8 protein-coding genes and 2 pseudogenes are annotated in these 8,912 nt (G+C 70.3%); 3 read left to right on the forward strand and 7 right to left on the reverse strand.

The window, feature by feature from the left end:
- The 4 genes and pseudogenes from Q2100_RS27375 to Q2100_RS27390 all read right to left on the reverse strand — a co-directional run.
- A pseudogene (locus Q2100_RS27375) lies at positions 1-375 on the reverse strand (hypothetical protein); the annotation flags it as partial.
- A gap of 311 nt (positions 376-686) precedes the next feature.
- Entirely contained in the window at positions 687-1,577 is an 891-nt protein-coding gene (locus tag Q2100_RS27380; protein ID WP_302916581.1) for a DUF4097 family beta strand repeat-containing protein, read from the reverse strand.
- A gap of 22 nt (positions 1,578-1,599) precedes the next feature.
- The gene (locus Q2100_RS27385) at positions 1,600-2,244 is read right to left on the reverse strand and encodes a response regulator transcription factor (RefSeq protein ID WP_302916582.1); all 645 of its coding nucleotides are present in this window, start codon (positions 2,242-2,244) and stop codon (positions 1,600-1,602) included.
- Positions 2,232-3,554 (reverse strand): sensor histidine kinase, encoded by a 1,323-nt coding sequence (locus Q2100_RS27390; RefSeq protein WP_302916583.1) that lies wholly within the window; start codon positions 3,552-3,554, stop codon positions 2,232-2,234. The genes Q2100_RS27385 and Q2100_RS27390 overlap by 13 nt, the downstream gene beginning before the upstream one ends.
- Before the next feature lie 144 nt (positions 3,555-3,698).
- Between Q2100_RS27390 and Q2100_RS27395 the strand changes: the two genes are divergently transcribed.
- The gene (locus Q2100_RS27395; RefSeq protein ID WP_302916584.1) at positions 3,699-4,127 is read left to right on the forward strand and encodes a DoxX family protein; all 429 of its coding nucleotides are present in this window, start codon (positions 3,699-3,701) and stop codon (positions 4,125-4,127) included.
- Position 4,128: 1 nt separating this feature from the next.
- Here Q2100_RS27395 and Q2100_RS27400 read toward each other — a convergent pair whose 3' ends face one another.
- Positions 4,129-4,542, reverse strand: a complete 414-nt coding sequence (locus Q2100_RS27400; protein WP_264014442.1) for a VOC family protein — start codon at positions 4,540-4,542, stop codon at positions 4,129-4,131.
- Positions 4,543-4,589: 47 nt separating this feature from the next.
- Here Q2100_RS27400 and Q2100_RS27405 point away from each other — a divergent pair, with 47 nt between their 5' ends.
- Both Q2100_RS27405 and Q2100_RS27410 read left to right on the forward strand, forming a co-directional pair.
- Positions 4,590-5,471 carry an LLM class flavin-dependent oxidoreductase gene (locus Q2100_RS27405; protein WP_302916587.1) on the forward strand — a complete coding sequence of 294 codons (882 nt, stop codon included), beginning with the start codon at positions 4,590-4,592 and terminating at the stop codon, positions 5,469-5,471.
- Positions 5,468-6,141 (forward strand): annotated as a pseudogene (locus Q2100_RS27410) (DUF899 domain-containing protein). The gene Q2100_RS27405 and the pseudogene Q2100_RS27410 overlap by 4 nt, the downstream one beginning before the upstream one ends.
- A gap of 14 nt (positions 6,142-6,155) precedes the next feature.
- On the opposite strand, the gene Q2100_RS27415 reads toward Q2100_RS27410, so the two are convergent.
- The gene (locus Q2100_RS27415) at positions 6,156-6,839 is read right to left on the reverse strand and encodes a response regulator (RefSeq protein ID WP_264014440.1); all 684 of its coding nucleotides are present in this window, start codon (positions 6,837-6,839) and stop codon (positions 6,156-6,158) included.
- Positions 6,821-8,500 (reverse strand): sensor histidine kinase, encoded by a 1,680-nt coding sequence (locus Q2100_RS27420; protein WP_302916586.1) that lies wholly within the window; start codon positions 8,498-8,500, stop codon positions 6,821-6,823. Before Q2100_RS27420 ends, Q2100_RS27415 begins: the two co-directional genes overlap by 19 nt.
- Positions 8,501-8,912: the final 412 nt, after the last annotated feature.

The following is an 8,912-nucleotide window of genomic DNA, read 5'->3' on the forward strand; positions in this document are numbered from 1 at the left end:
GCCCGGCGGCGGCGGTGGGGGAGGTGGTGGCGGCGGCGCGCCAGGCGGCGGAGGCGGAGGTGGTGGTGTCGGGGGAGCGTAGGGGCCGCCGGCACAGATCGGATTGGTGGGCTGGCTGATGCACGCGATGTCCGCCGGCCCGGTCGGGATGCCGGAACCGGGGGGAGGAGGTGGCGGCGGTGCGGGATCGTCGGGTCCCGGTGGGTTGTCGAGGCACCTGGGCAGCCACGGCTTCACCTGGCATTCAGGATCGTTCGGGTTCGGTTGTGCGTTCGCGGTGCCCATCGCACTGGCGGCGGCGATGCCGATGCCAGCAAGGACCACACCTGCTCTGGTCATCGCGCCGCGGAGCCCCGAAGTCGTCGCCCAACCCATCCACTGCTCCTCACGTGCGGACCCAATGACTCGTCCCGGCGTTTGCCGTTGCGAACGTAACGCCGCTTATCGTGACACGGCGGCGTGTTGGTTGTCCGGAAAACACGTGCAGTTCAGACGCGGCTCGAGTCGTAGATGAATTGACGCCAGGGTCGATATTCGGGCTGGTAGAAGCCCGCATTGGTAGGTCATCGCCCGGAGCGCAGTGCGTCGAAGGAGCGCGACGACCGGCGGTGCCATGCGCCGCGGCGACCTGCCCGCGGCGCAGGCGGCGAGTCGCCCGGTCTCTTGTTGCGGTTTGCGGGGCGGACTCAGCGGTGGTGGATGTCGGCTTCCTCGATCACCACGTCGCCGGTGTCAGAGCGCGCGGTGACATCGCCGACCGCGGCGCCGGGATCGTCGGTCTCGGGCACCGCGACCGTCGCCGACTGACCCGACTGGGTGCGCACCAGGTAGGGGCCGCGGCCGGGCAGGCCGATCACCACGTCGCCGCTGCGGCTCACCGCGTCGACGACGCGCGGTGCGGTGTCGCGGAAGTCGACCGCGATGTCTCCGTCGGAGGTGCCGGCGCTGAATCTCTCCCGCACCGAGACCGGGTGGTGCGAGGCCACCTCGCCGTCGACGGTGTGGACCTCGATCCGGCGAGCGGCGCCGCTGAGAATGACCGCCCCGTCGTCGGTGCGGGCGATCAACTGGTCGACATCGGCCTGCGCCAGCACGACGCCGGTCCGCTGCTGGGTGCGCACGGTGAGCCTGCGCGCCTGTTCCGGCGGCAGCGTGACGGTGATCTCGCCGCCGCGCGCCCACTTCAGCATCGGCGACGGTGACTCCTCGATCGTCACGCGCCGCTCGGCGCCTGCACCTGTCACCGAGAGCCGGTGTTCGCCGCTGCGGTTGGTGTTCACCAGTCGCAGATCGACCCGGGGTTCGCGGGCCGCCCGGTCGGCGGTGATGCGGATGGCGACCGGCACCTCGCCGCTGTCGACGACGAGCGAGCGCATCGCGGCGGGGAGGGCCTGGCTGTCGGCGATCACTCGGACCGTGCTGACACCCCAGGCCGTGACCCCGAACGCCACCACGCTGCCGACCACCAGGACGGCGGCGACGGTGATCAGAGCGGCGCGCAACGCGGTGCGTGCGCCCGGCGTGATCGGCGGTGGCGGTCCGGCCGGTGCGGGCGGCGGGGGAGCGATGGTGGTCATGCGCGGGGTCCTTCCGGGTGGGTCACGACTCGAGGTAGCGCAGCACCGCCAGCACGCGACGGTTCTCGCCCTCGTCGGGCGTCAGGTTCAACTTGGTGAAGATCGACGCGATGTGCTTCTCGGCGGAGCCGACCGAGACGTGCAGCGCGGTGGCGATCGCCGAGTTCGTCCGGCCCTCGGCCATCAGTTGCAGCACCTCGAGTTCGCGCGGTGTCAGCTGATCGAGCACGCTGCGCCGGTGCGAGCGCACCAGGATCTGCGACACCACCTCGGGGTCGAGCACGGTGCCCCCGCTGCCCACCACGTCGACGGCGTCAAGGAAGGCAGGCACGTCGGCCACCCGGTCCTTGAGGAGGTAGCCGAATCCCTTGGTGTCCGAGGCGATCAGCTCGGCGGCATACCGTTCCTCGACGTAGTGCGACAGCACCAGCACCGGCGACTCGGGGTTCTGGCTGCGCAGCAGCGCGGCGGCGCGGATGCCTTCGTCGGTGAAGGTGGGTGGCATCCGCACGTCGACGATGACGAGGTCGGGATGCTCCTCGTTGACCAGGCGCAGCAGGTTGGTGGCGTCCGGCACGCCTGCGACGACGTCATGGCCGGAATCGGTGAGGATGCGCTCGATGCCGGCGCGCAGCAGTGCGGAGTCCTCCGCGATCACGATGCGCATGGCAGCACCGCTGTGACGTTGGTGGGGCCGGTCGCCGGGCTGGTGACGGTGAAGACGCCGCGGGCGGCGCGCACCCGTTCGTCGAGGCCGCGCAGGCCGGTGGCATTGTCGTCCGCGGTGATGCCCGCGCCGCCGCGGCCGTTGTCGAAGATGTTGACGTGCAACTCCTCAGACGACTCGTCGAGCCGGACGGTGACGACCGCCTGACTGGCCTGCGAGTGTTTGGCGACATTCGTGACCGCCTCGGCCACCACGAAGTAGGCACACGCCTCCACCTCATCGGGCAGCCGGCGGGGCAGTTGCAGGTCGAGCGTGGTCGGAACAGCGGACCGCTGCACCACCGACGACAGCGCAGCATCCAGCCCGCGATCGGACAGGATCGTGGGGGCGATGCCGCGCACCACGTTGCGCAGTTCGACGAGTGCGCTCTTGGCGTCGTCATGGGCCTCGGCGATGAGCTGTTTGGCCGCGGGCAGATCGGCGTCGAGCTTGGTCTGCGCGAGTCCGATCGTCATCGCCAGCGACACCAGCCGCGGCTGCACGCTGTCGTGCAGATCCCGCTCGATGCGGTGTCGCTCGGTCTGCGCCGAGGACACCGCGCCCCAGCGGGCGTCGGCCAGCGCACTCACCTGATGTTGCAGCGCTGCGGTCGGTGACGGTGACAGCAGCCAACGGTCGATCCTGGCGTCGAGGGCGGGGGCGAACACCAGGATGGCGACGGCGGCGAGCACCGCGACGGCGGCGAGCAGCCACGCCAGCACCGGCGACAGGAACGGCAGGCCGGCGTCGTCGTCGCTCGCGCTGACGGCCATCGCCGCCGGCGGCGCCAGGAAGGCGAAGGCGGTCAGGGCGAATGCGGCGCCGACGGCCAGCATGTCGTAGGCCATCCGCAGATAGTGGTGTGCCACGCTCTTCCAGAACCGGGCGCTGCTGATGTCGAGCCACTGCTGGTGCAGCCAGCGCACGAATCCGGTGTAGTGCGACAGATTGCGCGCTGCCACGCCGATGCCCAGGCCGAACACCGCCTCGCTGCGCAGCCGTTCGATGTGTTGGACACCGCGCATCAGGTAGATGAAGACGACTGCGGCGAGCACGAATCCGATGCCGGACGGGATCGACGAGACGCCGACGACCAGGATCGCGAGCGGAATCCAGAACCACACCAGGGCGATCGCGGCGCCGGTGATCATCGACGCCGTCGCCGTCACACCCAGGTGGCGGACGGCCGGCGTGACGTCGGAGGCGGTGGGTCCGGTGCTCTCACCGGCGGCGAGCGGCGCCGGCGGTGGGCTCGAGGTGACTGCGACCATGTCCTCAAACCTATGGAGTCGCGGCGGCGGGCGACACAGTGTTTCCCCGTTGATCCGGCGGGGGGAAACCCCCGCACCGATGAGTTTCGCGGCGGAGTCCGGTCTGCCCTGTCACACATCAGGCCGGACTCCGAGGGGCACACCATGACCGTCACCGCATCATCACCGCAGCACAACACCGTCGACGCCGCAGGCAGCAGGGCGGCCCGGCGCGCCGGGATCGCGATCAGCGTCCTCGTCGGGGCGTTCCTGGTGTTCGACGCACTCGGCAAGCTCGCGGGTGCGTCGCAGGCCGAAGAGGGCACGGCCATGCTGGGCTTCCCGCAGGGGCAGACGCTGGTGATGGGCATCGTGTTGACGATTTGCGTTGCGGTGTGGGCGATTCCGCGGACCGCCGTGCTCGGCGCACTCGGCATCACCGCATACCTCGGTGGCGCGGTCACCGCCAACATGCGGGTCGAGGCGCCGCTGTTCTCCCACACGCTGTTCGCCGTGTACGTCGGTGTGCTGCTGTGGGCGGGCCTGGTCCTGCGCCGGCCACACCTGTTGACGGTCGCCGGGTTGCGGCGCTGACCTACGCCTCGGCGATCAGCTCCAGCGCGATGTTGTCGGGGTCGCGGAACTCCAGGATCCAGCCGTGCCCGATGGCCTTGACCGGCTCGTGGGCGATGCCGAGCGCATCCAGGTGAGCAGCCGCGCGGTCCAGCGCGTCGCGGCCGGACACCCGCAGCGCCAGGTGGTCGAGGCCGGTGCGGTCCTCGTCGAACCGGTCGGTGCCGACGGGCCGCAGGCCGATCAGCAGGTCGCCGACGCGGTAGAGGACGCCGCCGAACAGGAAGTGCAGCCGTTCCCGGGTCGCCGTGTCGGCATCGGCGGGCATCTCCACGGCCACCGGCCAGTCGAACACCTGCTCGTAGAACTGCCGTGAGCGGTCGATGTCGGTCACGGTGAGCCGGATGTGCCCGATGGTCGTTGCGTCGATTGCCATGTCCTGGATGCTGCCACCCGTGCCAGAATCGCCGCGTGCGGATTGGGATGACCATGCCGGTGATGGAGCCGAACCTCGATTCGGCCCAACTGCGTGCCTGGGCCCGGGTGATCGACGGTGGGCCGTTCTCGTCGCTGTGCTGGGGCGAGCGCATCGCGTTCGACAATCCGGACAGCTTGACCCTGCTCGGCGCCCTGGCGGCCTGGACCGACCGGGTGCGGTTGGTGACCACGGTCGTGGTGCCCCAGTTGCACGATCCCGTGATGCTCGCCAAGGGACTGGCCACCGGTGACATGTTGTGCGGCGGTCGCCTGACGGTCGGCATCGGCGTGGGCGGTCGCCACGAGGACTACGTGGCCGCCGGCGCGGATCCCGCGACCCAGACGATGCGCGAGATGGCGCGGCGCGTGGCGGTGATGAAGCGGGTGTGGGCCGGGGAAAAGGTCACCGACTCCGTGCTGCCGGTGGGGCCGCCGCCGGTGCAGCCCGGCGGACCCGAACTGCTGGTCGGCAGCATCGGTCCGAAGACCGTGCGCAGCGCCGCGGCATGGGCGCGCGGCTTGGCCGGCATCACGCTCGACATGGATCTGGACAAGCAGCGCGAACTGTACGACGTCGCGCGCGGTGCGTGGGCCCAGGCCGGCAAGCCGGCGCCGCATCTGGGCACGTCGTTCTGGTTCGCGATCGGCGACGACGACGGTGCGCGCGGACAGGTGCACCGCCACCTGCGGCGCTACATGAACTGGATTCCGGCCGAGTACGTCGACGCGATGGCGCCGACCACCGGGTTCGCAGGCACAGAGCGTGAACTCGTCGAGGTGCTCGGCAGATTCGCCGACATCGGCACCGACGAGGTGCATTTGATCCCGACGAGCAGCGACATCGATCAGCTGCGCCGGGTCGCTGATGCGGTGGGGGTCTTCGCGTGACCGGGCCGTCGGCGTTGCCGCCCATCGTCTCCCGCGCGAAATGCAGCGGGCCCGCGCCGAGCTGCTGGTCAGGGAGAAGGAGCTGACCCGGCACAAGGACGAGGTCAGCGCTGCCCGCCGGCGGCTGCCGATGGTCGAGATCACCGAGCCCTACCTGTTCGACACCGAGAGCGGACCGGTGTCGCTGCTCGACCTGTTCGACGGGCGACGCCAGCTCATCGTGCAGCACTTCATGTTCGGGCCGGACTGGGACGAGGGCTGCGCCGGCTGCTCGATGATGGCCGACCACATCGGCCCGCTGTCGCACCTGCACGCGAAAGACACGTCACTCGTCTTGATCTCCCGCGCGCCCGTGGGCAAGCTGCTGGCCTTCCGAGACCGGATGGGCTGGGATCTGCCGTGGGTGTCGTCGGGGACGTCGACCTTCAACGAGGACTTCGAGGCGACGGTCGACGGGGAGGAGCGCCATGCGATCAGCGCTTTCCTGCGCGACGGTGACCGGGTGTTCCACACCTGGAGCACCTACCGCCGGGGGGAGGAGCCGTTCATGGTGGTGTTCGACCTGCTCGACCTGACCGCCTACGGCCGCCAGGAGTCATGGGAGGTCTCCCCGCAAGGATGGCCGCAGCAGCCGCCGTACGAGTGGATGCGGCTGCACGACGCGTACTGAGCGCCGTTGCGGCGTCAGCGCCGAGGCCGCGGCGGTCGCTCGGCCGCCGCAGTGAACTCCTGCTCGGGACGACCGGTGGTGCCGTACCTAAGCCCGACCGTCACCTCGCCGGCACCGGTGAGCGTCGCCAGGTAGCGCTGCGCCGTCGCCCTGGACACCCCTGTCACATCCGCCACCTCCGCCGCGGACAACGGGTGTTCGGCACCATGCAAGGCCTGCAACACGAGTTTCCTGGTGGGGGACTGGGGTGCCGTGGATTGCGGTGGCGGCGCGATCTTCGGCCGCAGCGCGTCGATGGCCGCATCGATCGCCGCGGGACTCAGCGTCTGGGCCGCGAGGATCCGGCGATACCGCGCGTAACCGGCCAGCCGGGCGGCCAACTCGGTCGGCGGGAACGGCTTGACCAGATAGCCCAGCGCGCCCGCGGCGATCGCGGCCCGCACCGTGTGCGCCTCGGTGGCGGCGGTGAGCATCATCGCGTCACCGGCCAGCTGACGCACGAAGTCGACGCCCGACCCGTCGGGCAGGTACACGTCGACCAGGGCGAGGTCCACAGGGCCGACTCGGCCCGCGGCCGCCAGCGTGGTCACCGTCTCGACGACGGTGAATCCCGGCAGCGCCTTGACGATCTCGGCGTGCATGTTCGCGACACGGAAGTCGTCGTCGATCACCAGGACCGTCAATTCTGGGCCGTCCACTGTGCCTCCTCCTCAATCATGACTCCCGGCAGCCGGGCGATGAACTCTGCGCCGCACAGCCGGGCGGCGGGGTCACCGGCGCTCGACAGCCGCAGCTCGCCACCGAGTGCCCGGCTGAGCTGGCGGGACAGCGCCAGCCCTATGCCGCGGCCGCCGGGGATGCCCGAATCGGGTTTGGTGGTGGTGCCTTCGACGAAGAGCCGGTCGACGAACTCGGGATCCACCCCGGAGCCGCTGTCCGCGACGGTGATGTGAAGCGTCGAATGCTCCTGCAGCAGTTCGATTTCGACCTCTTTGACCGCCCCTGTGGCGCTCCTCGTCGCGTCGATGGCGTTGTCGACCAGGTTGCCGAGCACCGTGGTGACGTCGACCGGAAGCTCCAACCGTCCGCTGACCCAGGTGTTCTCACCGATCGTGAGCGTGACACCCGCTTCGCGTGCGGCCGCTGCCTTCGCGGCGAGGAATGCCTGCAGGTACGGGTCACGCACTGCGTCCATTCCCGGCACCGCCGAGCCCAGTGGTCCGGTGCCGAGCAGCTCCTCGACATAACTCGCCGCCTCGTCGGTGTGTCCGGAGTGCAGCAGGCCGTTGAGCAGGTGCAGCCGGTTCGCGAATTCGTGGCGCTGAGCGCGAAGCGCGCTGCTCATCAGCTGCACGGCGTCGAGCTGGCGGGTCAGCGATTCGACGTCGGTGCGGTCCCGCACCACCAGGACGGTGCCGAGGTTGCGCCCGTTGCGTTCGACGGGCCTGGCGGAGACCACGACGACATGCTCCCCGACCGTGGCCAACGTGGGCGTGGGGTCCGCGGCGCGAAACACCGAGAGCACCCGCGGGGTCAGGCCGATGTCGGTCACGGGCCGGCCCCGTGCGTCGCCGATTCCCAGCAGTCGGCGGGCCTTGTCGTTGACGAACGCCGTCCGCCAATCGGCATCCGCGGCGACGACGCCCTCGCCGATGCCGTGCAGCACCGCCGCCTGGACCCGGACCATCTCGGCCATCTCTGTGGGCCGCAGTCCCAGCGTCAGCGAGCGCCAGCGGCGAGCGAGGAGCACGGATCCCACGGCGCCGAGCAGCAGGGCCACGCCACCCAGCAGCGCCGAGGCGCGCAGGTTGCTCCACAGCTGTTCATGCACGGCCTTCGTCGACACCCCGACGCTGACCTCGCCGACCACCCGCTGCGAATTCGGCGCGTAGATGGGAACTTTCGCCCGCACCGAGGGGCCGAGCGTGCCGGTCTCGTGTTCCACCTCCTCGCGGCCGGCGAGTGCTTCGGACGGGTCGCTGCTCGTCCGCTTGCCCAACTCGGCGACGTCCGGATGCGCCAGTCGCAGGCCCTCGTCGTTGGTGATGACCACGAAGAGCATGTCGGTGCGCTGCCGAACCTGGGTGGCGACGGTCTGCAGAGGGCCTGCAGCGAGTGCCGAGGGCACCAGCGGCCCCGGCTGCCCGTCGATCGCGGTGACGTCGGCCCGAACCGCGGGCGCTGCGGCGAGCACGCGCGCCATGTCGAGCGCGCGCAGGCCGTACTCCTGGCGAAGCTCCTGGTGACCGAGTACGGCGAACATCACGAACGCGACGACCAAGGTGATCGCCACCACCGCGAACTGCAGCACGAGCACCTGCGTTGCGAGCCGCGCGTCGATCCGGCCCTTCCTGGCCATGGCCCGGAAGCCTACCTGCAGTTTTGCGCCTCTCCCGGAGAATCGAGGGGAGCGACCGCCGGGGGTGTCGATTCCCGGGTGTGTTGACAGTCAGGAGTTCCGCCCTTCGGATTGCCGGTCGTCGTGGGTGCGTGACGAATCGTGGTCGGTGTGCCGGGGCTCCGAGTGCTCCGAGTGCTCGAATTGCGAACGGAACGAACGCCAGTCCCAGTCGCGCCGAGTCGTGTCGCGCCAGGGCTGCTGCCACTGGTATCCGTGCTGCTGGAATTGTGGGGAGGAATCGGGCGGGCTCGGCGGCTGAGGTGCCGGTTCATGGGACGACGTGTCCGCTTGCGCACCCTGGCTGACCTGCCGGCGGGGCGGAGCCGACGACGCCGACGCCGCCCGGATCGAGGGCGCGGCCGCGGGGGCC

It is taken from the genome of Mycolicibacterium arseniciresistens, from assembly GCF_030519285.1.
GTDB lineage: Bacteria > Actinomycetota > Actinomycetes > Mycobacteriales > Mycobacteriaceae > Mycobacterium > Mycobacterium arseniciresistens.

Bases quoted from the DNA above. Each gene is read 5' to 3' on its own strand.
- Q2100_RS27390 (WP_302916583.1), bottom strand. From the start codon at position 3,554: ATGGTCGCAGTCACCTCGAGCCCACCGCCGGCGCCGCTCGCCGCCGGT.
- Q2100_RS27395 (WP_302916584.1), top strand. From the start codon at position 3,699: ATGACCGTCACCGCATCATCACCGCAGCACAACACCGTCGACGCCGCA.
- Q2100_RS27385 (WP_302916582.1), bottom strand. From the start codon at position 2,244: ATGCGCATCGTGATCGCGGAGGACTCCGCACTGCTGCGCGCCGGCATC.
- Q2100_RS27405 (WP_302916587.1), top strand. From the start codon at position 4,590: ATGACCATGCCGGTGATGGAGCCGAACCTCGATTCGGCCCAACTGCGT.
- Q2100_RS27380 (WP_302916581.1), bottom strand. From the start codon at position 1,577: ATGACCACCATCGCTCCCCCGCCGCCCGCACCGGCCGGACCGCCACCG.
- Q2100_RS27420 (WP_302916586.1), bottom strand. From the start codon at position 8,500: ATGGCCAGGAAGGGCCGGATCGACGCGCGGCTCGCAACGCAGGTGCTC.
- Q2100_RS27400 (WP_264014442.1), bottom strand. From the start codon at position 4,542: ATGGCAATCGACGCAACGACCATCGGGCACATCCGGCTCACCGTGACC.